The sequence below is a fragment of the Lysobacter gummosus genome (genome assembly GCF_001442805.1).
GTDB classification, from domain to species: Bacteria; Pseudomonadota; Gammaproteobacteria; order Xanthomonadales; family Xanthomonadaceae; genus Lysobacter; species Lysobacter gummosus.
The window spans coordinates 1,703,209-1,725,792 of sequence record NZ_CP011131.1; the positions used below are offsets into that span (position 1 = coordinate 1,703,209).

The following is a 22,584-nucleotide window of genomic DNA, read 5'->3' on the forward strand; positions in this document are numbered from 1 at the left end:
CGCCTGGATCAGAACAAGTGCGGCATCGACGACGGCATCGAGGCACGCCAGGCGCCCGCGCCGGGCAAGTAAACAGGTAAGCGTTTGAGATCGCCGGGCGCGTCGGACCGCGCGGCGATGGCGGGCCCGGCGCAAGGCCGGGCCCGCGTTTTACCCGGGCCAACAGGGGCCGGTTGCCGCGGTTCGGGCCGCCGCGGTCCGCGTTCGCGGCCCCTGAGCATGAACGGAACGGGACAAACACCGCCGATCGCGCGGCTGCCGACCGTTTCGGACCGTTTTTGGGGTGGCCTTGGCCACCCGAAGTCCGGATAATGCACAAAAGCCGGACGGGGCCATCCCCGCCGGCTTTTTTCCGTTCATGGCCCTGTGGCGCGGCATCGGCTGCGACTGGGTCACGGCGGACCTCGCGGCCAAGGCCGCTTTCACAGCAAGCGCAGGAGTTTGGACTCATGGGTCAGTCAGTCGTCGTTCTCGGTGCCCAGTGGGGCGATGAAGGCAAGGGCAAAATCGTCGATCTGCTGACCGAGCAGATCGGTGCGGTCGTGCGGTTCCAGGGCGGCCACAACGCCGGCCACACTCTGGTGATCGGCGGCAAGAAGACCGTGCTGCATCTGATCCCCTCCGGCATCCTGCGCGAAGGCGCGCTGTGCCTGATCGGCAACGGCGTGGTGCTGAGCCCGGCGGCGCTGCGCAAGGAAATCGGCGAGCTGGAAGCCACCGGCGTGGAAGTGCGTTCGCGCCTGAAGATCAGCCCGGCCACGCCGCTGATCATGCCGTACCACATCGCCCTGGATCAGGCCCGCGAGAAGGCCGCCGGCGGCAAGGCCATCGGCACCACCGGCCGCGGCATCGGCCCGGCCTATGAAGACAAGGTGGCGCGCCGCGGCATCCGCGTCGCCGACCTGCATTACCCGGCCCAGCTCGCCGAGCTGCTGCGCAGCGCGCTGGACTACCACAACTTCGTGCTGACCAAGTACCTGGGCGTGGAAGGCGTGGACTACCAGCGGACCCTGGATGAAGCGCTGGCCTTCGGCGAATACGTCGAGCCGATGAAGTCCGACGTCGCCGGCATCCTTCACGACCTGCGCAAGCAGGGCAAGCGCGTGTTGTTCGAGGGCGCGCAGGGCTCGCTGCTCGACATCGATCACGGCACTTATCCGTATGTCACCTCGTCCAACACCACCGTCGGCGGCGCGCTCGCCGGCACCGGCGTGGGCGCGGACTCGATCGACTACGTGCTCGGCATCGCCAAGGCCTATGCCACCCGTGTCGGCGGCGGCCCGTTCCCGACCGAGCTCAACGACGAAATCGGCCAGGGCATCCGCGACCGCGGGCAGGAATACGGGGCCACCACCGGCCGTCCGCGCCGTTGCGGCTGGATCGACATCGTCGCGCTCAAGCGCGCCGTGGCGATCAACGGCATCACCGGCCTGTGCATCACCAAGCTCGACGTGCTCGACGGCATGAAGACCTTGAAGATCTGCATCGCCTACGAATACCGCGGCAAGCGCACCGAATACGCGCCGCTGGACGCGGCCGGCTGGGACGAATGCACGCCGGTCTACCTGGAATTTCCGGGCTGGGACGAAAACACCCACGGCATCACCGAGTGGGACAAGCTGCCGCCGGCCGCGCGCGCCTACCTGCGCGCGCTGGAAGAACTCGCCGGCTGCCAGGTGGCGATCGTCTCCACCGGCCCGGACCGCGACCACACCATGGTGTTGCGCGATCCCTGGGCGTAAGCGGCTGCGTTGTCGTTTCATCGAAAAGCCCCGCGAAAGCGGGGCTTTTCTTTTGCGCGGCTTCGGCTGGCGTTGAGGCGGGCGGCGGCGCGGCCGGACACGCGGGCGGCGCAATGTTCGCGCCGCTGCTGCCGTTACGGCGTTCGTCCATCAAGGCGGGGCTGTCGGGCGATTGGTTCCTGATAGGCCCCGATGAAGCGTCCGAGGCGAACCCTGCGTAGCGCAATGCGCCTGTATCGTGGGGTCTCTCGAATCTTCCTTCCCGCCGCCATGAACTTCGAATCGCCGCAAACCGCCACCGAATCCAAACGCGTGTTGATCGTCTATGCCCATCCGGAACCGGCGTCGTTGAACGGCGCGCTCAAGGACACGATGCGCGAGCATCTGCTCGCGCGCGGGCACGAGGTCGAGGTCAGCGATCTGTATGCGCAAAACTGGAAGGCCAGCGTTGACGGCGACGATTTTCCGTTGCGCGATGCCGCCGCGAAGCTGGTCGTTCCCGCCGATTCGCGCCGCGCCTTCTCCAGCGACTCGCTGACCGACGACGTGCGCCGCGAGCAGGACAAACTGCGCTGGGCCGATGCGGTGATCCTGCAGTTTCCGCTGTGGTGGTTCTCGATGCCGGCGATCCTCAAGGGCTGGGTCGATCGCGTCTACGCCTACGGTTTCGCTTACGGCGTGGGCGAACATTCCGACCGGCGTTGGGGTGATCGCTACGGCGAGGGCCGGATGGCCGGCAAGCGCGCGATGCTGTCGGTCACCGCCGGCGGTTGGGAAGAGCACTACGGCCCGCGCGGAATCAACGGCCCGATCGACGACATGCTGTTTCCGATCAATCACGGCGTGCTGCATTACCCGGGCTTCGAGGTGATGCCCTCGTTCGTGGTCTACCGCACCGATCGCATGGGCGAGGACCAGTTCGCGGGCGTTCGCGAACGGCTGATCCAGCGCCTGGATGGGTTGTGGACCGATGCGCCGATCGCGTTCCGCCAGCAGAACGCGGGCGATTACGAGGTGCCGTCGATGACGCTCAGGCCCGGGCTGGAGCCCGCGGGAACGCAAGGTTTCGCCCTGCACGTGGCGGCCGGGCGGGACTGATTCGGTCGCGGTTGATACACACCGCGATGGCCGCCCGCGCCGGCGCCGGGCGTTGTCCTGAGCGGGAAGGCACAAGGAGCGGGCCGTGGTCGGGTATTCATCGTGGTGGGGCAAGCGCGGCTTGCCGCTGGCGTTGTCGCTGATCGTGGGCGCGCTGGCCGCCGCTCCGGCGCGCGGCGCGCAGTGCGGGATGAGCCTGTCGTTCCAGCAAACCGACGGCAACGCGCACGGCGGCCGCACCGCGGTGTGGGCCGATCCGCAGTCGGCGTCGCTGTTGTTCGTGGAAGCGCTCAACGTCAACACCGACGGTACCCGCCGTTCGTATCGCGTGGACGATTTCTGGGGCGAACGGGTCGCGCTCAACAATCTGTGCAACGCGATGAGCGATGCTTGCGCGAATTTGTCGAACGCGCAGTTGCGCGCGCGCCGCATCGCGACCGAGCAGGCCAGCGCCGCCGGCTGGCCCGCGGCGCAATTGCAGGCCACGCGGATTTCCTCTTCGATCATTCCCTTCCGCAACGGCAAGCCGTGTCCGGCGGTCGATGGCTTCCTGGTCTCGGCCACCGCGCTGCACGCGCCGGGCATGAGCGATGCCTGCGACATCGGCAACTACGTCGATGCCTTGCTGACGCCGGCGCTGGTGATTCCCAAGGCGCCGTCGCCGTTCGCCGCGCGCGCCAAGGTCGGCGATCTGGCGGTGACGATGGTGCCGGGCACGAACCGCGTGGTGTTCGCGGTGGTCGGCGATTCCGGGCCGTCGCGGCAACTCGGCGAGGCGTCGATCGCGTTGAACGGCAAGCTGCTGGGCCGCGAAGGCTTGCCGCAGAACTATCTGGAAGTGCGCGGCAAGCCGCCGTTCCTCGGCCGCGGCTGGACCGTGCCGCGCGCGGCGGTGTTGATCTTCCCCGGCACCCGCGACACGCAACAGCCGTTCATGACGCCCGAGCGCATCGATGCGGCGGCGCGTGCCCGCTTCGAGCAGTGGGGCGGGGTGGAGCGGTTGTCGAAATGCGTGGGCGATTATTCGTCCTGAGCTTGGGGCTAACAAAGCTGTCTTCTGATGACGGGAGCCCGTTTGAGCCCCTCTCCCGCGCGCGGGAGAGGGGTTGGGATGAGGGCGCGGGTAGTCGCAGAAATCCAAGCAAGAGCATTCGCGCCTGCGGCGCTCCCCCCTCACCCCAGCCCATCCCGGCCCGAACGCATAGCGTTCGGGCGTTCGGCGCCGCGCGAGCCAGTGGCTCGCAAGCGCGGCCCCTCACCCCGCGCCCCGAAGGAAGTCACCTTGGGTAGCAAGCGGGAGAGGGAGCGGGAGAGGAAGCGGTCTCCGACTGCTGCGGTCCTCGCCTCCAGCCGGGACGGGCCCCCTGTCCCCGGACTCCTACACAATCCTCACGCTTCCTCATCTACAAAGCGTGCTAATCGGCACATTTTTAGCCGAGTTCAAGTTGATTCCGGCGGCGTCTGGTCGCCTGCAGGTCGAGGGGCGACCGCCGCGAGCGGCGCCGCCCGGGTCCGCCGACGGCGGCGGACGGTCCTGCGGTGGCTGCGCGCCTGCCTCACAGGGGGAGTAGGCGGCTCATGGTTACAGGCAACGTGTGGCGCCCTGCGCGCCGAGGGTGCGGGGCCGCGCTGGCGGCATTGATCGTGGCGGCGGCGTTGCCGGCGCAGGCGCAGGTCCAGCGCACCTTCGTCAATCTCGGTTTCGAACAGCCCGACCTGGGCACCGGCGCCTGCGTCGCGTTCCTGGTCGGGCCGCAACAGGTCACCGGCTGGAACACTACGCATCCTTCCGGCATCGCCAGCGGTTGCGGCGTGACGCCCAACCCGGCCAGCGGGCCGATCGTGGAACTGTGGGGCAACAGCTTCAACGCCACGCCCGCGCGCGCCGGCAAGCAGCATGCCGAACTCAACGCCAACCAGGCCTCGCGCATCTTCCAGAACATCTGCCTGACCAACAGCGAAGTGATCAGCTGGCGGCTGAGCCATCGCGGCCGCAATTCGGCGACGACGCCGGACGTGATGAGCTTCGGCCTCAACGCATCGGGCAGCACCGCCACCGCGGTGACCAGCCCGATCGCCCAGATCGGCACCACCAACAACGGCACCGACCGCGTCGATACCGCCGGCACGCCGTCCTCGGCCAGTCAGGGCACGCTGAGCATCGGCGCCAGCAGCAACGGCTGGCGCGATTACAGCGGCAGCTTCACCTACACTGGAACGTCCGGCGTGCAGCAGGTCGGATTCGCCGCGGTCAGCAGCAGCGGCGGCATTTCGCTGGGTAATTTTCTCGACGAAATCCAGATCACCCTGCGCCCTTACATCGAATTCGACGCAGCCAACTACAGCACCCGCGAAGGCCAGGCGGCGACATTGCCGCGGTTGCGCGTCATCGGCACCGTGCCGGCCGGTGGCATCGTGGTTCCCGTTCGCATCACCGGCGGCACCGCTGCCCTGGGCAGCGATTTCAGCGTGACCAGCGGCAACGGCAACATCGTCAACGTCAGCATTCCGGCCGGCAGCTACGACAACACCAGCTTCGACTTGCCGATCAGCATCATCGACGACGCGGTGATCGAGGACAACGAAACCGTGCAGTTCACCGCGCAGCCCAGCGCCAACGACTACACCCTGACCTCCACCACCAGTTGCGCGAGCGGCAGCGCCGGCCAGACGACGGCGACGCTCACCATCGTGGACAACGACGTGGATCTGCAGGTCGCCAAGCAGGTCGATAACGCCGCGCCCACGCCGGGCGGCAACGTGCAATTCACCGTCACCTATCGCAACAACACCGCGCGGCCGACGCTGGGCGACACCAGCGCTCACGATGCGGTGGTGAACCTGTCCGACGCGGTGCCGGCCGGACTCACCTTCGCCTCCTGGACCTGCACGCCGATCGGCGCGGCGACCTGTCCGGCCGCCAGCGGCAGCGGCGCGATCAACGCCAGCGCCACTTTGCCGGCCGGAAACGCCGCGGCCGGCGTGGGGCTGAGGTACACGATCAACGCGACCCTGGGCGCCGGCCAATGCGCGGCCATCGTCAACACCGCCACCATCGCCGCCCGCGCGCCGTTCGCCGAAGGCAGTTCGGCGCAAGCCGGCTTCCTCACCCCGGCGCCCGGCGGCAGCGCCGACAACAGCGCCGCGGTCACGGTCGATGCGGTATGCGTGTCGTTGTCGCTGAGCAAGACCGACAGCAATGCGAGCTACACCCCGGGCGGGCAGGCCGACTACATCGTGCGCGCCTGCAATACCAACGGCCCGGATACGGCGACCGGCGCGACCATCCGCGACAACCTGCCTAACGGCGCGCGTTTGCGCGCGCCGTGGTCGTGCGCGCCCGGCGGCGGAGGCGGCACGTGTCCGGCCGGCGGCGGCGCGATCAACGACAACGCAATCGCGGTAAGCGGCGTGGTGTTGCCGGTAGGCGCCTGCGTGGACATCACCGTGCCGGTACGTTTCAGCGCGAATCCCGCCGACTACTGATCGACGTGTCGACGCGCGCCGCGGCTTTCGCGATGCGGCGGCGGGGCTTAAGCTCGACGCCGGTCGCGCAGCCGCGCGACCGGCCGCCGATCACACGTCCGCAACTGCCAGGGAACCCAACATGAAAGCCGGCGATTTCATCACTGTCCAGGAAGACAACGGCGACTGGCATACGGTGCGCATTCTCGAAGCCGACACCTGGCCCGATGGCAGCGAAGTCTTCCATTGCACTAGTTACCGGCCGACCCGCGAGCGTCCCCATGCCGATGCGCTGCGGATGCTGGAAGTCGCGGTGCATCACGCGCCGATCGATGCGGCCGATTTCAAGGCGCGATGGAGCGTGCTGCACTCGCAGCCGCTCACCGACGCGGACAAGGCCGGCTTCTTCGAATACCTCAAGCACACCGATTTCCCGCGCTATGTCGAAGCCACCGGCCAGGACCTGAGCGCGCTCATCGCCAGCGCCAACGCCGAATACCGCCAGGGCTGCGCGTTGAGCGAACAGGCCCAGCCGCAACGCGCGATCGAACATTACGAGCGCGCCTTCGATCTGTTTCCGCTGTTCTTCGAGGCGATCGACAACCGCGCTTTCAGCTTGATGGAACTGGGCGATTACGCCGCGGCGTTGATCGGTTTCGAGCATTCCCTGCGGGTGAATCCGCAAGGCGATGCGGCGAGCTTCTCGCGCGGCGAATGCCTGCTCAAGCTCGGCCGCTACGCTGAAGCCGAAGCGGTGTTCCGCGACGGCGCGCAGCGCCCCGGCGAGCATCAGGCGCTGTACCGCCAATTCGAAGAAACCGCGCGCAATCAGCGTTGGTTGGCGGCGCGCGGCAAGTAGGCCGGCACGGATCGGCCGACCGGATCGAGCGCCTGGCGACGGTTCACCGCCACCGGGTTCCGCACTTCATTCCCTATCCGCGCCGAGGCCGATATTCGTGCCGTCACGCGCAGTGAATCCGCCCTCCAGCGTGCCGTGCGGCACAAAATTGTGACGCAGTTCCGGCTGCAACGTCACTCAGTTCTTGCTAGGCTCCCCGAGCCACGGTACGTGGCCGTATGTCGCAAGGCACTACGGCAGGGGTGTACGTGCGCTTCGCAAGACCTCCCGCCTTCAGGCGGGCCTCGGGGAAAGTCCGCAAGGTGCTCAGGAGGAGTCCAAAGATGTCCGAAGCAGTGACGCATCAAGTATTCGCAGATCCGCGCGTGGCCGAGCTGGCCGACGCGGTCGCCGCGGGCGATCGCGCCGATATCCGCCGCCTGGCCGCCGGCGTGGATCTGTCCGCGCGCGGCGACAAGCAGGTGACCCTGCTCGAGTGGGCGGTGTTCAATCAAAGCCTGGACGGGTTGAGCGCGTTGCTCGAACTCGGCGCCGATCCGGCCTGGCCCGGCGTGGACGGCGGCACCGTCGTGCATCTGGCGGCGATGGCGAAAGATCCCGCGTTCCTGGAAGCCCTGCTCGCGCACGGCGCCGATCCGGACACGCGACATTCGGTGACCGGCGCGACACCGCTCAGCGCCGCGTTGATGGGTGAAAGGCCGGTGCAGTTCAAGCGCTTGTTGAGCGCGGGCGCCGATCCCAATCACGCCGATCGCATGGGCAATACCGCGCTGCACGTGGCCGGCAAGATCAACCAGCCCGATCACGCGCTGGAACTGCTCAAGGCCGGTGCCGACGCCAACGCGCGCAACGCTCAGGGCGTGAGCTTCCAACGCTATGCCTTCATGACGCCGCCGAGCCTGCTCAACGCGCGCACCCGCGCCGATCGCGATGCGCTGCATGCGTGGTTGCGCGAGCACGGCATCGCGCTGGAACGCGGCTGAGGCCTCGGCGACATCGCGCAAGACATCAGGAACTACGGCACACCAAGGAATTCAGGGAGACCGCAGCATGAGCCAGTCAAGCCAACCGCCCGCGGGCGAGCAACCGCAATCCTTCGCCGATCAAGTGCGCGGCCAGCAGGCCAAGCCGATCGACAAGACCCTCGCCCGGCTGATGGACGACCTCTACGATCTGGGCCCCGGCACCGACGGCTTCAAACCGTTGAACGCCGAGCAGCTGACGGCGGCCGGCATCGATCCGTCCAGTCTGGAAAACAAGGATTCGGGTTTTCTCGCGCGCATCTACGGCGATGAACACGGCCATTACGTGCTGGCCTATTCGGGCACCGACGAAGGCAAGGACTGGGTGACCAATTTCCGCCAGGGCCTGGGCTTCAAGGATGCGCAGTACAACCAGGCCATCGCGCTCGCAAGCGAAGCCAGCGTGGCTTTCGGCGATGAGGTGGTGATCACCGGCCATTCGCTCGGCGGCGGCCTGGCCGGCGCGGCGTCGATCAGCAGCGGCATTCCGGCGGTGACCTTCAACGCCTCCGGCGTGCACGACAAGACGCTCGAACGCATCGGCATCGACGCCGACGCGGCCAAGCGCGAGGTCGCCGAGAACGGCCAGATCCGCCGTTACGCGGTGAAGAACGAAATCCTCACCGATCTGCAGGAGCACAGCATCCCGCTGAAATGGGCGATGCCCGACGCGGTCGGACACAAGATCGAACTGCCCGATCCGGACCCGCAGTCGTTCTGGGAGCGCATGGTGCCCGGCAACGGCATCAAGCATGGCGTGCAGATCCACTACATCGACGCGGTGATCAAGGCGCAGGAAATGGCCATGCCCGGCCCGGGGCAGCACGAAGCCGGCCGCGGCCGCGTCGCCGGCGAGCCCGGCGCGGCGCTGGCGCCGCAGGCCCAGCCCGGGCCCGCGGACCCGGCCCATCCCGGCCACGCGCTCTACGATCAGGCGCTGCGCGGTCTGCGCGGCCTGGAACCGGGGGCGCTGGATTTCCGCGGCGAGCAGGGCTATCGCAACGCCGCCAGCCATTGCGCGGTGGACGCGCGCGCGCAGGGCATGGAGCGCATCGATCACATCGTCCCGGGCCGCGACGGCGGCGGTTTCTTTCTGGTCCAGGGCGGGCTGGACGATCCAGGCCATCGCCGCGTGTTCCTCGACCAGCAGCGCGCGGTGTCGCAACCGCCGGACAACGCCGCGCTGGCCCAGGCCGCGCCGGCCGAAGCGCCCGCGCACAGCGAACAACGCCGCGCGATGAGCAACTGAGCCGCCTCGCCGGCGGCGGCCCGCAGCCCCGCCGGCTGGTTCGAGTTCACGCTTTGCCGGTTCCGATCCGCGCGCGATACGGGATGCGGGGCCGTTGCTTCGTCTGCATAAGGAAGTCCATCTTCCGACAGGACGTTCCCGCGTCATGACGCCGATTTCCTCGCCCGACCTGCCGCGCGCGCAGGCCGAGCTGCTCAAGCCCGATTCCAGCAACAGCAACCGCCGTCGCGTCGCCGACGCCCACCTCAAGCGCTATCCGCGCGATCCGGTGGTGTTGTACGCCTACATCGCCAGCCACATGCGCGACACGATCAAGTGGAGCATCGGCAACGACGACCGCACCCGTTATCCATGGGCGCTGGGCCGCGCGCTGGCGACCGCGTTCGAAGTGCTGGCGCAGCCCGATCCGGAGGCCTCGCCGATCCGCCCGGCGCTGGCGCGCGCGACCAACGTCGCCGCCGCGCTGCTGGCGCTGGAAGATCGTCCCGACGCGGCCGCGCTGGAACAGGCCGGCCTGCGCCTGGATGCGTACAAGGCCCTGGATGCGCAGCCGTTCCAGGACTACGAACGCGAGCAATGGTTTCCCGACAGCCACTACCGCGCCGCGCGCGGACGCTTGCGCGCGTGGCAGGCGGTGCTGGACAGCGAAACCTGCGCGCAGCCGCAGTTCGGTTTCCTGTCCGACTACATCGAATCGCGCGATCTGCGCTGGGCCTTCGATCCGCTGGTGCTGCGGCCGCAGTTCCAGGCCTGGGCGCGGCGCGAACTGCGCGAACGCCGCGGCAGCCGCGCCGGCGGCGCGATCGAGTTCGACTGCGTGGATTCCTATCGCAATCACGCCACGGTGCCGGAAAAGCAGATGCAGGCCTTGATCGTCGGCCGCCTGCTCGCGGCCTTGCTCGCCGGCATGCCCAATCTGGTTTCGAACGCGTGGCGGCTGAGCCTGTTCAAATTGCCCGGCACGGCGATCTATCTGGACGCCTTGTTCGCCGCCGGCCTGGACCCCAACGCGACCATGCGCGACGGCCATCCCTTGCTGCATTACGCGGTGGAGAAGGGCGATACGGTCGCGGTGCAGGCCTACCTCGCCGCCGGCGCCGATCCGCTGCGCGAAGTCGGCAACGACAACGCCCTGGACTACGCCAATTCGGTGGCGGTGAAAAAATTGCTGGAAGACGCCACGCGCCCGCGCGCGGCACCGGCCGACGTGGCGCAGTTGCACGCGGGTGCGAAACGCCTGAATCCGGCCGAGGCGGATTTCTGCGCCGGCCTGTACGGCGATAGCACCGGCGACTTCGACGCCACCCTGGCCGAGCTGCAGCGCACGCCGCCGCAGAGTTGGAACGACGCGCTGGGTGGTGCGCTGTCGCAGCGCGCGCCGTGGCATCACCTGCTGCTGGCGCGCAGCCTGGCGCTGGCCGGCGTGCGGCAGCCGCCGTGCGGAACGCCGGGCCGCGAACCGATGTGGGTCTGCGGCGATCTGCACATCAACGGCCCGCTGGAACTGAGCCATCCGCTGGTGGTGACCGGCGATCTGACCGTCGACGGGCCGATCCTGGATTGCGACGAAAGCCTGCTGGTGGTGGCCGGTTCGCTCAAGGCGCGCGCCTTGATCACCGAAGGCGCGCTGCTGGTCGGCGGCGATTGCGAGCTGGGCGAATTCCTGTGGGGCGATTACAACGATCAGCAGTTGATCGTGCGCGGCGCCTTGTCGGTGCCGCTGCTGGTGTTGAGCGATCACGTCGCCCGCATCGGCGACGAGGACCGGGTCGGCTATCGGCTCGACGATCCGGATCAGGCCGGATTGTCGGCCTGGTTCGTGCGCCAGGCCTTCGAGAACGAATGGTTGTCGCGCGACCGCATCTCGCGCTTGTTCAAGTCCGGCCAGCCGGTGCTGCGCGCGCGCCGCGCGCCGACGCCGGTGTTCGCCGGCGCGCTGTCGTGCTCGCGCATGTGATCGCGCTTGCACGGGTGGGCGCGGCGCATCGTCAGCGCCGCGCGTACGCCAGGTTGCCGCTTACGCCTTCCAAGAACCCACCGGCTGCTTCACCGCGACGTTGAGCCGGTTCCACACGTTGATGTTGGCGATCGCCACCACCAACGCCGCCAGCGCGGCTTCGTCGTAATGGCGCGCGGCTTCGTCCCAGATTTCATCCGACACCGACTCGGGACGATCGCTGATCCGGGTCAGCGCTTCGGTGAGCGCCAGCGCCGCGCGCTCGGCGCCGTCGAAGTAAGGCGCTTCGCGCCAGGCCGCGACCGCGAACAGGCGCTCATCGGTTTCGCCGGCCTTCTTGCCGGCCTTGGCGTGCATATCCACGCACGCGCCGCAGCCGTTGATCTGGCTGGCGCGCAGTTCGATCAGGATCAGCGTGGCATCGGGCACGCCCTTGCGCTCGACCGAGGCCTTCAGCGCCCACAGCGCTTTCATCGTTTCGGGCAGGACCACGGCGGGGTGGTTCATGCGGGCTTGGAGGGTCATGGGTGGATCTCCTGTCTGGGTGTGGGGTGTTGGATCAGGCGTTCACTGGTCTGACGAAGCAGGCGGCGCAAACGTGACATCGGCTTGCCGAATATTTCCGCCGCATTCGCATCGGCCTTACACCGGGTCTGACGAAACAGGGATCGCGAACGTGACATGCCTCCGCAAAGAAAACGGCCGTGCATCGAGCACGGCCGTTTTCGTGTGTTGCCTGGCGAGCGAAAAACGCCGAAGCGGGCGTGATGCTTACTTCAAGCGCCGCAGCAATTCCTTGCCCACATCCGCCGCCGAGGCCGGGTTCTGCCCGGTGATCAGCTCGCGGTCGACCACCACCTTCGACGTCCACGGCTGGGTATTGCTGCTGTAGCGCGCGCCGGCCTGTTCCAGCGCGGTCTGCGGATAGAACTTCATCTCCCCGCCCTTGAGCTGCGGCTTGGCGATGGTTTCTTCCTGATTGCTGATCACCGTGACCTGATAACCGGCGTAGATCCACTGCGCCGGCTTCGATGCGCGGCCGCCGGCGGCGAGCTGCGCGGTGAACCTGGCCGCGTCGGGCAGGGTGGACAGCAGGGCGATCGGGCCGTGGCAGACCAGCGCGGTGGTTTTGTTCTTGGCATGGAAATCGCTGAGCAGGCGGCCGAGCGCCGGGCTGTTCAACAGGTCCTGCATCGGCGCGTGGCCGCCGGGGATGTAGACCGCGTCGTAGCGGTCGTAACCGGTTTGCTCGATTCGCGCCAGACTCAGCACCGGCGATTTTTCCGCTGAGGTCAGCGCCAGTTTGTCGAGCAGCGCCTGATGCGCGCGCAGCGCTTCGACGTCGCCGCCGAAGTACATCGGATCGGCCGAGCTGCGATCCAGCGTCGGCGCGCGGCCCTGCGGCGTGGCGAAGGTGATCTGGTGGCCGGCGTCGAGCAAGGCCTTGACCGGCTGCATCAGTTCGTTGAGATAAAAACCGGTGGACAGGGTTTTGCCGTCCTTGAGATCGAGATGGTCGGCATCGGACAGTACGATCAGCACCGAGCCGGCGTGGGCGCTGCCGAACGACAGGGCGAGGGCGAGGGAAGCGGCGAGTACTTGCAGGGATTTCATCGGAGGGCTCGTAGACGTAGTGCGCCGCAGCGGCGCGGGAATGCGCGGATCAAACGGCGGCGCGCGTCAGCAGCAATTCGCGCAGCGCGGCGCCGACGGCGCCGGCCGATTGCGGGTTCTGGCCGGTGATCAGGCGTCCATCGACGACGACCTGTCGGCTCCAGTTCGGGGCGGGCTGATGCAGCGCGCCGCGTTCGCGCAAGGTGCTGGCGAGCAGGAATGGCACGACATCGCTCAGGCCGACCGCGGCTTCCTCTTCGTCGGTGAACGCGCTCACGCGCTTGCCGGCGACCAGATACGCGCCGTCGCTGAGGGTGACGTTGACCAGCGCCGCCGGGCCGTGACAGACCGCGGCGACCGCGCCGCCGGCTTCGAAGATTTCGCGCGTCACCCGGCGTACCGCGTCGCTGACCGGGAAATCCCACATCGCGCCGTGGCCGCCGGCGAAGAAGATCGCCGAGTAGCGCGAGGCATCGGCCGCGTCCAGCGCCTGGGTGTCGCGCACCGCGGCGCGGAAGCCGGCGTCGTTCCAGTAGCGCGCGTTGAGGGCGTCTTCGACCTCCAGCCCGTCCACCGGCGGCTCGCCGCCCTGGATCGAGGCGAACTCCACCGCGATCCCGGCCGCTTCCAGTTCGGCCAGAGGGTGGGTGACCTCGCCCAGGTAGTAGCCGGTCGGCTGGTCGGTCGAGCCTTTGACGCCGTGGCTGGTCAGCACGAACAGCACGGGCTTGAGGGAGGCGGAGACGTTCGGGCTCATGGCGGTGTCCAGCGGGGAAAGGAGGGTGCGGGCACTGTATTGGCTTCTTAGGCGGCGATAAAATCCTGTAAAAGCAAATCATCTGTTCTTCAGGAGCAAAGATGAGCCGTCGATTCGACCACCTGGGCGATGTGGAAACCTTCATCGCCGTCATCGAGCACGGCTCCCTGACCGCGGCGGCGGTGGCGCTGGCGACCACCCCGTCGGTGATCAGCCGCGCCATCGTCCGCCTGGAAAACCGGCTCGGCACTCAATTGCTGCGGCGGACCACGCGCCGCCAGGGGCTCACCGACGCCGGCCGCGTCTATCTGGAACACGCGCGCTCGGCCTTCGCCCTGATCGACGACGCCGAGCGCGCGATCCAGGACCAGAACGGCGAACTCAGCGGGCGGGTGCGACTGAGCGTGCCGACCACCTACGGCCACTACCGTCTGCCGGCGATGCTGCAGCGCTACGCGCAGCGCTATCCGCGGGTGTCGATCGAACTCAACATCGCCAACCGCAATGTCGATCTGGTGGCCGAGGGCTACGACCTGGCGATCCGCCTGGGCCAGTTGCCCGACAGCGGTCTGGTCGCGCGCAAGCTCGAAGACGCGACGCTGTGCGTGGTCGCTTCGCCGGAGTACCTGCAGCGCGCCGGTATCCCGCAGGGATTGGACGATCTCGCCGCGCACGTGTGCCTGCCGTTCGAAATGCCGAGTACCGGCCGTATCGCGCAATGGCAGTTCCGCGACGGCGACCGCGACATCGACTGGACGCCGGAATCGACCTTGCGCGTTTCCGACGATGTGCTCGGCGTGGTGTCGCTGGCCGAGCACGGCGCCGGCCTGTGTCAGACCTACGACTTCATCGTCGCCGATCGCCTGCAACGCGGGCGCCTGATCGAAGTGCTGCCGCAACTGCGCGGACGCTCGCGTCCGTTTTCGTTGATCTACGCGCCGCATCGGCGCTTGTCGGCGGCGTCGCGTGCGTTGATCGATTTGATGGTGGGGGAAGCGTAAGGGGCCTGCTACGTCTCTGCTTCTGGTGTGGCGCACCTGCTCTTTTGCTCGTCATTCCCGCGAAGGCGGGAATCCAGAGACTTCAGCGTCATCCCCCAGTCCGTCATTCCCGCGAAGGCGGGAATCCAGAGACTTCAGCGTCATCCCCCCAGTCCGTCATTCCCGCGAAAGCGGGAATCCAGCGACTTCAAACGTTCTCGCACGAAAGGCACTGGATTTTCGGCTACGCCGAAGTAAAGCGGAGCCCGCATTCGCGGGAATGACGTTCTTGGGGGCGCGCCGAAGTCTCTGGATGTTCGGCTCCGCCGAAGTAAAGCGGAGTCCGCCTTCGCGGGAATGACGAGCGAAAACGAAAATGCTCCGCACCCGAAGCAGATACGTTGAACCAACTCCAAGAGCGGACACAGTCTCGCTCGGAAGCAGCGCACCGCGCGGATCGCGGCGCAAACCCGAACGCCGCGCACGAACCAACCGCATCGATACGCCCCCGTGTAGTCGCATGCCATTCCATCGCGACGGGGCGGTTTCCATAACGGCCGTTAAACCCAAACCGCCTTTCTTGTTTTATATCTCGGTAAAGCGCCCGGGTTTAAAGAACTCTTAAACCGCGCTCGCTAGCGTCGCATGGTGCGAGGGCCGCATCGCGTTCCTCGCGCTCCCCACTCCCCCGACAGGACTATTCCATGCGCATCGTTCGCCTCGTATCGCCGTTGCTGTTGTTGCTTCCCTTCGCAGTGTCGGCCCAGGTACGCCAGGAGGGCGAGGAGCGCGCCGACGTCGCACCCTCCAACTGGAGCCTCGGCGTCGCCGGGGCCATCCGCACCGAGCTGTATGCCGGCGAAGGCAATCACACCCGCGCCATTCCGTTCTTCGGCTACGAAGGCGAGCGCTTCTATTTCCGCGGCATCAGTGCTGGCTACCACTTGGTCAAGAGCGACAGCTTCGTTCTCGACGGCTTCGTATCGGGCCGCCTGGACGCGATGGACGCGGACGATTTCGGCCGCCGCGAACTGGCGCGCCGCGGCATCGACCGCGATCTGCTCGAAGACCGCGACGACAGCGTCGATGCCGGCGTTTCGGCGAGCTGGCGCGGCACCGCCGGCGAAATCCAGGTCGAAGTGAAGGCCGACATCGCCGATGTCAGCGGCGGTTACGAGGCCGATGTCAGCTATCGCTATCCAATGCAGGCCGGCGGCTGGCTGTTCACGCCCAGCGTCGGCGTGAGCGCGCTGTCGAAGGATCTGGCCAACTACTACTACGGCACCCTGGACGAGGAAGTCGCGCGCGGCGTGGTCAGCTACCGCCCCGGCAGCGTGACCATTCCCCATATCGGTCTGACCGTGGCCAAGCCCTTCGCCGAGAAGTGGCGCTTCATCGCCAACGTGAGCTATCAGGTGCTGCCGGACGAAATCAGCGACAGCCCGCTGGTGGCGGAGAACACCGACGGCGTCGGCCAGGCGTTCTTCGGAATTTCGCGCAGCTTCTGAGCGCGGCGCGCGTTGCCTGAGTTGAGCCAGGCACGGCTCAGGTTCTCGCCCTTCGATGGGCGAGGGCCGCGAGCGATTTCGTAACCGGTGTATGTCATCGAGCGACTGCCTTCGCGCGTTAGCGGGCGAAGGCGCCCGAAGAGCCTGCCCCGCGCGAGCGCGGGACGGATGAGGAGGCTCTTCGCAATCCATTGCGATCGAATCAGGAGTCCGAACTCATGCATCAATCCGCGCTGCCCGCACGACAGACGCCCGGCGCCGGACTGTTGGAACGCGCCTTCACCCGCCTGCTGATGCGGCCGGTGCGGATCACCTCGGTGCAGGCGCCCGACCCGGATTTCCGCCTGATCGCGATGCAGGGCGAGGCGCTCAAGCGCAGCGCCTGGTCGCCGGGCGACAAGATCCAGCTCAAGCTCGACGGCGGATTGCAGACGCGCACGTTCACCCCGATCGAACTCGATCCGGCCAGCGGCCGCATGCGCATCCTCGCCTACTGCCACGGCGGCGGCCCCGCCTCGGCCTGGGCGCGCGGCGTGGCCGAGGGCGAAGTGCGGCAGATCTTCGGCCCGCGCGGTTCGCTGAACCTGCAGAACCTGGCGTCGTGCACGGTGGTGTTCGGCGACGAGACCTCCTTCGCGCTGGCGGCGGCGTTGCAGCGCGACGAACCCGGCCTGCGTTGCGTGTTCGAAGTCGCTTCGCCGGAGCGATCGCAGCCGGTCCTGGACCTGCTGGGCATCAATCGGGCGCGCCTGATCGAACGCCGCGCCGACGATACGCATCTGGACCAGACCCTCGATGCGATCCAGCGCAGCGCCGAGATCCGCACCAGCTTCGTGCTGACCGGCCGCGCGCCGGCGATCCAGCGCATCGGCCGCGCGCTCAAGGCGCAGGGCCTGGGCGGCGGCGCCTTGCGGATCAAGCCGTACTGGGCGCCGGGACGCACCGGGCTGGACTGAACGCTTGCCTCGCCGCAAGCGTTCGCGATCGCATGACCGTTGCGGTCGCGCGCTTCAGTACAAGGGCGTTCCCGCCTGATACGCCTCAACGAAGGCCTGCCAATCCAGCTGAGTCTGCGCGGCGTAGTCGAACGCGAACGCGCGCAGCTCCGACTTCAGCCCGCTCTTGCTGGTCGCCGCTTCCATGACTTGTTTGTCGATGCTGTAGCTGACCACCGACACGTCGTAGTCCTGATCGGCCAAGGCATGCGCGCTGGCCAATGCCTGGCCCAGATACGTCGCCGCGGTATCGAGCTTGCCGGCGCTGTCGAGCTTGCCGACGTCGAAGTCTTCCTGGAACGGCGACTTCTCGTGCACGTAATACGGCTGCCCGGCGATGCTGGCATAGCCGATGAGCACGTCGGCATCGATGGTCTGCGCCTTGGCGGTGCGCGCCACGCGCTGGCCCTGATGATCGCCATAGGCGGTGGCGGGCATGCGGCCGGGCGCGGCGACCGCGACCACGCTCGCGGCCTGCTGCTTGAACTCCAGGATCACGTCGTCCGCGGTCGAAGAGGTCGGCCCTTCGATCAGCACGTAATAGCGCAGCTTGCCCAGACTGCCGACGCCGGAGCCGAGTTTCTGGCGCGCGTCCTTCACGGTGTAGTAGCTGCCGGCATAGCGCTTGGATGCGGCGATGGTGCCGACGTAGGCGGCCATCGAACCGCTCACCGCGCTGTAACCGGCGGCCGGCAGCGCGACCAGATTGGACAGGTCCTGGAAGCGGCGCGCGCTGCCGCTGAGCGCGGTGTATTTCGACAACAGGCCCGATCGGGTCTTACCGTCGGCCTTGGCGATCAAGTCGTCCACCACGCCGGTGGTGTTGTCCCGGGTCAAGCGCAGGTTCGCTTCGCCGTCGCTGCCCTTGAACGCGGACATCTGATCCAGATACGCGCCGACCAGGGTGTCGATGGCCGCACCGATGTCGCTGTCGCTCAGGCCGTTGTCGCGGCCGGCCAGGACCATGCTGGCGGCGAGCCGGCGCAGGTCCCACACGTATTGGCCCAGATAGCCTTCGTCGTAGTCGGCGGCCTTGAACACGGCCTTGCCGCCGGCGTCGCGCGCGGCGTCGAAGTTGCCCAGGTGGGTGTCGCCGCCGAGCCAGGTGTAGCCGGTCTGCGCGCTGGTGTAGGCCGAGGCCGGGCGGGTCAGCATGTCCTGATAGAACAGATGATCGGCGCCGCGATAGAAGTCGTAGGCGCTGCCGGCCATGGTCGCCAGCTTGGTGTCCAGTTCGTTGCTCGCGGTGGCGGCGTAGGGATGGTTGTAGTCGCGGATCTGCGCGACCACCCAGCTCTTGCGCGCGACGGCGGCGTCGGCATCGGCCGCATTGGTGCAGGCGGCCAGGGCCAGGACGAGAGCGAGCAAGGGAGCGCTGCGAGGCGGCATGCGGGCTGATCCGGACGGAAGAAGGCACGCGCACCGGTCCACGGAAGGTTCCGATGCGCCACGACAGTCGACCACGCGCCCATGTCAGCGACATGAATCCCGCCGCCGGCCGCCATGGCGTTGCGGCGCGAACTGCGGTTTGATGGAGCGCCGGAGCGGTTCCGGCGACGGCAAGGAGGCTGGACCATGCGACGCCTGCGACATCTGTTGTATCTGCTGCTGATCCTTGGCGCGCTCGCCGGCCTGGCGCTGGCCTTGGTCGTGCAGCCCTTCGTCGCGCCGCGGCCCTCGCATCCGCCGGCCGCCGATCCGCAACGGCTGCGCGCCGACGTCAAATATCTGTCGGTGGACCTGTATCCGCGCAGTTACGATCAGTTCGACAACATCGAGCTCGCCGCGCGCTACATCCACGAGCAGCTACGTTTGAGCGGCGCGCAGGTGAGCTATCAGGACGTGGTGGTGGAAGGCGTCGCCTACCGCAACGTCATCGCGCGCTTCGGCCCGCAGACCGGGCCGCTGCGGGTGATCGGCGCGCACTACGATTCCTTCGCCGATGTCGGCCGCGACAGCGACGATGCGCGCGGCTATTCGCCCAAGACCCACACCCCCGGCGCGGACGACAACGCCAGCGGCGTGGCCGGGCTGTTGGAACTCGCGCGCCTGCTGGGCCGCAGCCCACAGGCGCGGCCGATCGAACTGGTGGCCTATACCCTGGAAGAACCGCCGCATTTCCGCAGCGAGCACATGGGCAGCGCCTGGCATGCGCGCGCGTTGCGCGAGGCCGGGCGCGAGGTCGAGTTCATGCTGTCGCTGGAAATGATCGGCCGCTTCAGCGATCGCCCCGGCAGCCAGCGCTATCCCGTGCGCGGCATGCACCGGCTGTATTCCGACCGCGGCGATTTCGTCGTCGTCACCGGCCGCATGAGCGACTTCGGCGCGACCCGCCGGATCAAGGCGGCGATGACCGGCGCCGGCGACCTGCCGGTGTATTCGATCAACGCCCCGCCGCTGCTGGTGCAGGGCGTGGATTTTTCCGATCACCTCAGCTACTGGCACGAAGGCTATCCGGCGCTGATGATCAGCGACACCGCGTTCTTGCGCAGCAACACGTATCACCAGGCCAGCGACACCTACGACAAGCTCGACTACGCGCGCATGGCGAAGGTGGTGCAGGCGGTGTATGCGGTGACTCAGCAGCCGTGAGCGGCGAGGCGGCGGCGTCTTCGCACCGCCTCGCTCGCGGCATCAGTCGATGCGATACACCCGCGCCTTCGGCGTGTCTTCATCGACCTGCAGGAACCAGCGGCCGGCGACGCCGGGAATGACCACGATTTCGGGCTTGACCATCGGCTTGGGCAGTTTCATGGCGCCCTTGAGCACCTTCCACTGCTGACCGTTCTCCAGCTCGAACACCGTGCCCGGCTCCCAGCCGGCGACGTCGTGCTTGAGGCGGCTCTTGATCGGCTCGTCGTTGAGGCCGATGAACTGGCCCGCGCCGGGGCGGTGAACGGGCGGCGCTCCGGCGCCGACGGCGGGGCCGGCGGTTTGCGGCGCACCCGCGCCGATCGCCGGGCCGTCCGCTTGCGGCGCGGCTTCGGCCACCGGCGGCGCGGTCTTGTCGTCGGCTTCGCGCAGCATGCGGTTGAGCGTCGCCAGCTGCTCGGCCGACAGGCCGACTTCGCGCAACTGCTCCGGTGTCAGGCGCTGTTCGATTTCGACATACGGCGGTTTGGCCAGGGCCATCGGCGACAGCAGCGCCAGCGCCAGCAATACGGAAACGAGTTTGAACGAACGCATGGGGGAGGGGCCTGTGAAGAGAACCGGCGACCGGACAGGTCCAAAGCGGAGGCTGCCGTCGTGGGATGACGGCAATTTATGGCTGTTGCGTGACAATTCGAAGACAGAGGGCGGCCTCAGCTCGGGCCGAGGGTTTGGGTCGCGAACATGCGCGGTAGCGCACTCACGGTATTCAGGCGATACCGAAGGACTGCCGTCGGCCGCGACGCCGGCTGACGATGGCGGCTGGAACGCTTAATCTCTCGGCACTCGCCGCCCGCTTGCGCAAGCCGCGCGGTTTCAAATTCGGATGCGAAATGGGCGGATGCGACAGGACACAGTGGATGGCCGCGACGGAGCAGCATAGCGGCGGCGGCCGAAGCCGATGGGCGACGGCATGAGCGAGGCATTGTCCGCTCTGATCGAACACTTGCGCGGCGACCTCACCTTGGACCGGCCCGAGCGCCTGCGCGAACGCGTGGACGCGCTCGACCGGATCGAGCGTCTGAGCCTGTACCTGTCCGATACGCCCGACACGCTGGCGCTGAGCGCGGGCATCGCCGCCCAGCAATCGCGCTTGGATGCTGTCAACGAACGGCTCTATCGGAACTTGCGCGACGCCATCCGCCGCGGCGACGGCGCGAACTGCCTGCGCGAATGGATGCCGGTAGCAGAACACGCCGACACGGACACCAGCATCGCGCAAGGCGAGGGCTACGATCATCTCGACGCGCTGCTCGGAGGCATCGCGCAATTGCATGAGCCGGCCGACGACGTCGCCGCGTTGATGCCGGAGATGGTGTTCTACCAGCCGACTCCGGCCCGGCACATCTTCGATCTGATCCGGCGCATCGCTCCGGGCGCGGACGATGTGGTGCTGGATGTGGGTTCCGGCCTCGGCCACGTTCCCTTGCTGGTCGGCGCCTGCACCTCCGCGCGCTGCATCGGCGTCGAACTGGAACCGGCCTACGTCGCCAGCGCACGCGCCGCCGCCGCCGACTTGCGCCTGAGCCGGGTGAGTTTCATCCAGGCCGACGCGCGCGCGGCCGATCTGTCGCAGGCGACGGTGTTCTATCTGTACACGCCGTTCACCGGCGGCGTTCTGGGCGAGATGCTCGAACGCATCCGCGAGCAGGCGCAGCGGCGCGACATCCGCCTATGCAGCCTCGGGCCGTGCACGCAGGTGCTGGCGGCGCAGCGTTGGTTGCGAGCGATCGACGTGGAACTGCACAGCGATCGCATCGCCGTGTTCGTGCCGTGCGGGAATGACGATCCCGCATTCTGATCGCGCGCTCGCGTCGGCGGCGCGCACCGGAGAGGCCAGCGCCGCGGCCGTCAGCAGCGCTACCGCGATCCAGCAGGCGATTTCGTGCAGCGAACGCCGTCGCCGCTTCAGCCGCTCCGGATCGCGTCCGGCCAGCTTGAGCCGATACAGGTGGTCGAGCCGGCTGGTATCGCGGACCGGCACTCGCCGGCGCGAATCTGCTTCGTCGATCGTCTGTCCCGGCAGTAACCGACTCGCGCCGCGCAGGCGGTAGTCGTCCTGGTCAAACAGTTCCATGTTCCCCTCCCGCCGTGCGGCCGGTCGGTCCTTGCATGACCTAGACAACGCGCGGGATACGACGGGGCGGACAGTTCAATTTTGCAACGTTCGGGGTTTCGGCTGGAGGCGTGGGATTGAGCGTGGATCGGCTAACTAAGTCTCTTCATTCCTCTCCCTCTCCCGCAAGCGGGAGAGGGGCTCAATCAGCGCTCCTCTGTTCAGGTGATTGCTTACCCGCGCCCTATCGCGCCAACGCCTTGCAATCGACCCCGACCGCATCGCTCTTGTCGCTGACGCACAGCGTGAACCCCGGCGCGATATCGATGATTTCGCGCGTGGCGCCGGCCGCCAGGTCGAACCGTTCGAACGCGGTCTCGGTGCACTGCGAGGCCTGCGCCGGCGTGGACTTGGCGGCGTTGGCGCACTGGCCGCGGAACAAGGAGTAATGGCAGGTGCCGCTGCGGCTGGCGCGGCATTCGAACTTGGCGATCTGCTCGCTGATGCGCACCTGGCTGTCGATGATATCCACGCCGTTGTCGTTGCTGCGATTGACGATCGTGGTTCCGCCCACGTCGCACCCGAGCAGGGCGCACAAGTAGTACAGCAAGGCCATCATGTTACGCATGTCCA

19 protein-coding genes are annotated in these 22,584 nt (G+C 67.6%); 13 read left to right on the forward strand and 6 right to left on the reverse strand.

Annotation, left to right across the window (positions count from 1 at the left end):
- Positions 1 to 449: 449 nt before the first annotated feature.
- The 8 genes from LG3211_RS07015 to LG3211_RS07050 all read left to right on the forward strand — a co-directional run bounded on the left by LG3211_RS07015 (position 450) and on the right by LG3211_RS07050 (position 11,392).
- Positions 450 to 1,742 carry an adenylosuccinate synthase gene (locus LG3211_RS07015; RefSeq protein ID WP_057942200.1) on the forward strand — a complete coding sequence of 431 codons (1,293 nt, stop codon included), beginning with the start codon at positions 450 to 452 and terminating at the stop codon, positions 1,740 to 1,742.
- 270 nt (positions 1,743 to 2,012) lie between these two features.
- Positions 2,013 to 2,840 (forward strand): NAD(P)H-dependent oxidoreductase, encoded by an 828-nt coding sequence (locus LG3211_RS07020; RefSeq protein WP_057942201.1) that lies wholly within the window; start codon positions 2,013 to 2,015, stop codon positions 2,838 to 2,840.
- 85 nt (positions 2,841 to 2,925) lie between these two features.
- Entirely contained in the window at positions 2,926 to 3,873 is a 948-nt protein-coding gene (locus tag LG3211_RS07025) for a glycoside hydrolase family 75 protein (protein ID WP_148648784.1), read from the forward strand.
- A 545-nt stretch (positions 3,874 to 4,418) separates the two neighbouring features.
- Complete coding sequence (locus LG3211_RS07030) at positions 4,419 to 6,326, forward strand: DUF11 domain-containing protein (protein ID WP_083512362.1); 1,908 nt, start codon at positions 4,419 to 4,421, stop codon at positions 6,324 to 6,326.
- 121 nt (positions 6,327 to 6,447) lie between these two features.
- Positions 6,448 to 7,164: a tetratricopeptide repeat protein gene (locus LG3211_RS07035; RefSeq protein WP_057942204.1), complete on the forward strand. Its 717-nt coding sequence runs from the start codon at positions 6,448 to 6,450 to the stop codon at positions 7,162 to 7,164.
- A 323-nt stretch (positions 7,165 to 7,487) separates the two neighbouring features.
- Positions 7,488 to 8,147 carry an ankyrin repeat domain-containing protein gene (locus tag LG3211_RS07040; RefSeq protein ID WP_057942205.1) on the forward strand — a complete coding sequence of 220 codons (660 nt, stop codon included), beginning with the start codon at positions 7,488 to 7,490 and terminating at the stop codon, positions 8,145 to 8,147.
- Between the two features lie 67 nt (positions 8,148 to 8,214).
- Complete coding sequence (locus tag LG3211_RS07045) at positions 8,215 to 9,435, forward strand: Tle-like phospholipase domain-containing protein (RefSeq protein WP_057942206.1); 1,221 nt, start codon at positions 8,215 to 8,217, stop codon at positions 9,433 to 9,435.
- 145 nt (positions 9,436 to 9,580) lie between these two features.
- Positions 9,581 to 11,392 carry an ankyrin repeat domain-containing protein gene (locus LG3211_RS07050; RefSeq protein WP_057942207.1) on the forward strand — a complete coding sequence of 604 codons (1,812 nt, stop codon included), beginning with the start codon at positions 9,581 to 9,583 and terminating at the stop codon, positions 11,390 to 11,392.
- A gap of 60 nt (positions 11,393 to 11,452) precedes the next feature.
- On the opposite strand, the gene LG3211_RS07055 is transcribed toward LG3211_RS07050, so the two are convergent.
- The 3 genes from LG3211_RS07055 to LG3211_RS07065 all read right to left on the reverse strand — a co-directional run bounded on the left by LG3211_RS07055 (position 11,453) and on the right by LG3211_RS07065 (position 13,763).
- Positions 11,453 to 11,917, reverse strand: a complete 465-nt coding sequence (locus LG3211_RS07055) for a carboxymuconolactone decarboxylase family protein (protein WP_057942208.1) — start codon at positions 11,915 to 11,917, stop codon at positions 11,453 to 11,455.
- A gap of 246 nt (positions 11,918 to 12,163) precedes the next feature.
- Entirely contained in the window at positions 12,164 to 13,006 is an 843-nt protein-coding gene (locus LG3211_RS07060) for a type 1 glutamine amidotransferase domain-containing protein (RefSeq protein WP_057942209.1), read from the reverse strand.
- Positions 13,007 to 13,055: 49 nt separating this feature from the next.
- Positions 13,056 to 13,763, reverse strand: coding sequence for a type 1 glutamine amidotransferase domain-containing protein (locus LG3211_RS07065; RefSeq protein WP_057942210.1), 708 nt, complete (start codon positions 13,761 to 13,763; stop codon positions 13,056 to 13,058).
- Between the two features lie 101 nt (positions 13,764 to 13,864).
- Between LG3211_RS07065 and LG3211_RS07070 the strand changes: the two genes are divergently transcribed.
- From LG3211_RS07070 to LG3211_RS07080, 3 genes are all read left to right on the forward strand, one after another.
- Complete coding sequence (locus LG3211_RS07070) at positions 13,865 to 14,764, forward strand: LysR family transcriptional regulator (RefSeq protein WP_057942211.1); 900 nt, start codon at positions 13,865 to 13,867, stop codon at positions 14,762 to 14,764.
- Between the two features lie 683 nt (positions 14,765 to 15,447).
- Positions 15,448 to 16,251 carry a MipA/OmpV family protein gene (locus LG3211_RS07075; protein WP_083512364.1) on the forward strand — a complete coding sequence of 268 codons (804 nt, stop codon included), beginning with the start codon at positions 15,448 to 15,450 and terminating at the stop codon, positions 16,249 to 16,251.
- A 218-nt stretch (positions 16,252 to 16,469) separates the two neighbouring features.
- A complete protein-coding gene (locus LG3211_RS07080; RefSeq protein ID WP_057942212.1) occupies positions 16,470 to 17,207 on the forward strand; it encodes a siderophore-interacting protein in 738 nt (245 codons plus the stop codon).
- 54 nt (positions 17,208 to 17,261) lie between these two features.
- Here LG3211_RS07080 and LG3211_RS07085 read toward each other — a convergent pair whose 3' ends face one another.
- Entirely contained in the window at positions 17,262 to 18,614 is a 1,353-nt protein-coding gene (locus LG3211_RS07085) for a DUF2252 family protein (protein ID WP_237049845.1), read from the reverse strand.
- A 207-nt stretch (positions 18,615 to 18,821) separates the two neighbouring features.
- On the opposite strand from LG3211_RS07085, the gene LG3211_RS07090 reads away from it, so the two are divergent.
- A complete protein-coding gene (locus LG3211_RS07090) occupies positions 18,822 to 19,838 on the forward strand; it encodes a M28 family peptidase (protein WP_057942214.1) in 1,017 nt (338 codons plus the stop codon).
- Between the two features lie 42 nt (positions 19,839 to 19,880).
- On the opposite strand, the gene LG3211_RS24745 is transcribed toward LG3211_RS07090, so the two are convergent.
- Positions 19,881 to 20,432, reverse strand: coding sequence for a hypothetical protein (locus LG3211_RS24745; RefSeq protein WP_083512365.1), 552 nt, complete (start codon positions 20,430 to 20,432; stop codon positions 19,881 to 19,883).
- A gap of 376 nt (positions 20,433 to 20,808) precedes the next feature.
- Here LG3211_RS24745 and LG3211_RS07100 point away from each other — a divergent pair, with 376 nt between their 5' ends.
- Complete coding sequence (locus LG3211_RS07100; RefSeq protein ID WP_187313146.1) at positions 20,809 to 21,696, forward strand: methyltransferase domain-containing protein; 888 nt, start codon at positions 20,809 to 20,811, stop codon at positions 21,694 to 21,696.
- A gap of 499 nt (positions 21,697 to 22,195) precedes the next feature.
- On the opposite strand, the gene LG3211_RS07105 is transcribed toward LG3211_RS07100, so the two are convergent.
- Complete coding sequence (locus tag LG3211_RS07105; RefSeq protein ID WP_148648786.1) at positions 22,196 to 22,579, reverse strand: hypothetical protein; 384 nt, start codon at positions 22,577 to 22,579, stop codon at positions 22,196 to 22,198.
- Positions 22,580 to 22,584: the final 5 nt, after the last annotated feature.

What these genes read in the sequence shown, in the direction of transcription:
- LG3211_RS07015 (WP_057942200.1), top strand. Translation starts at nt 450, where the DNA reads ATGGGTCAGTCAGTCGTCGTTCTCGGTGCCCAGTGGGGCGATGAAGGC.
- LG3211_RS07020 (WP_057942201.1), top strand. Translation starts at nt 2,013, where the DNA reads ATGAACTTCGAATCGCCGCAAACCGCCACCGAATCCAAACGCGTGTTG.
- LG3211_RS07030 (WP_083512362.1), top strand. Translation starts at nt 4,419, where the DNA reads ATGGTTACAGGCAACGTGTGGCGCCCTGCGCGCCGAGGGTGCGGGGCC.
- LG3211_RS07035 (WP_057942204.1), top strand. Translation starts at nt 6,448, where the DNA reads ATGAAAGCCGGCGATTTCATCACTGTCCAGGAAGACAACGGCGACTGG.
- LG3211_RS07040 (WP_057942205.1), top strand. Translation starts at nt 7,488, where the DNA reads ATGTCCGAAGCAGTGACGCATCAAGTATTCGCAGATCCGCGCGTGGCC.
- LG3211_RS07045 (WP_057942206.1), top strand. Translation starts at nt 8,215, where the DNA reads ATGAGCCAGTCAAGCCAACCGCCCGCGGGCGAGCAACCGCAATCCTTC.
- LG3211_RS07050 (WP_057942207.1), top strand. Translation starts at nt 9,581, where the DNA reads ATGACGCCGATTTCCTCGCCCGACCTGCCGCGCGCGCAGGCCGAGCTG.
- LG3211_RS07055 (WP_057942208.1), bottom strand. Translation starts at nt 11,917, where the DNA reads ATGACCCTCCAAGCCCGCATGAACCACCCCGCCGTGGTCCTGCCCGAA.
- LG3211_RS07060 (WP_057942209.1), bottom strand. Translation starts at nt 13,006, where the DNA reads ATGAAATCCCTGCAAGTACTCGCCGCTTCCCTCGCCCTCGCCCTGTCG.
- LG3211_RS07065 (WP_057942210.1), bottom strand. Translation starts at nt 13,763, where the DNA reads ATGAGCCCGAACGTCTCCGCCTCCCTCAAGCCCGTGCTGTTCGTGCTG.
- LG3211_RS07070 (WP_057942211.1), top strand. Translation starts at nt 13,865, where the DNA reads ATGAGCCGTCGATTCGACCACCTGGGCGATGTGGAAACCTTCATCGCC.
- LG3211_RS07075 (WP_083512364.1), top strand. Translation starts at nt 15,448, where the DNA reads ATGCGCATCGTTCGCCTCGTATCGCCGTTGCTGTTGTTGCTTCCCTTC.
- LG3211_RS07080 (WP_057942212.1), top strand. Translation starts at nt 16,470, where the DNA reads ATGCATCAATCCGCGCTGCCCGCACGACAGACGCCCGGCGCCGGACTG.
- LG3211_RS07090 (WP_057942214.1), top strand. Translation starts at nt 18,822, where the DNA reads ATGCGACGCCTGCGACATCTGTTGTATCTGCTGCTGATCCTTGGCGCG.
- LG3211_RS24745 (WP_083512365.1), bottom strand. Translation starts at nt 20,432, where the DNA reads ATGCGTTCGTTCAAACTCGTTTCCGTATTGCTGGCGCTGGCGCTGCTG.
- LG3211_RS07100 (WP_187313146.1), top strand. Translation starts at nt 20,809, where the DNA reads ATGAGCGAGGCATTGTCCGCTCTGATCGAACACTTGCGCGGCGACCTC.
- LG3211_RS07105 (WP_148648786.1), bottom strand. Translation starts at nt 22,579, where the DNA reads ATGCGTAACATGATGGCCTTGCTGTACTACTTGTGCGCCCTGCTCGGG.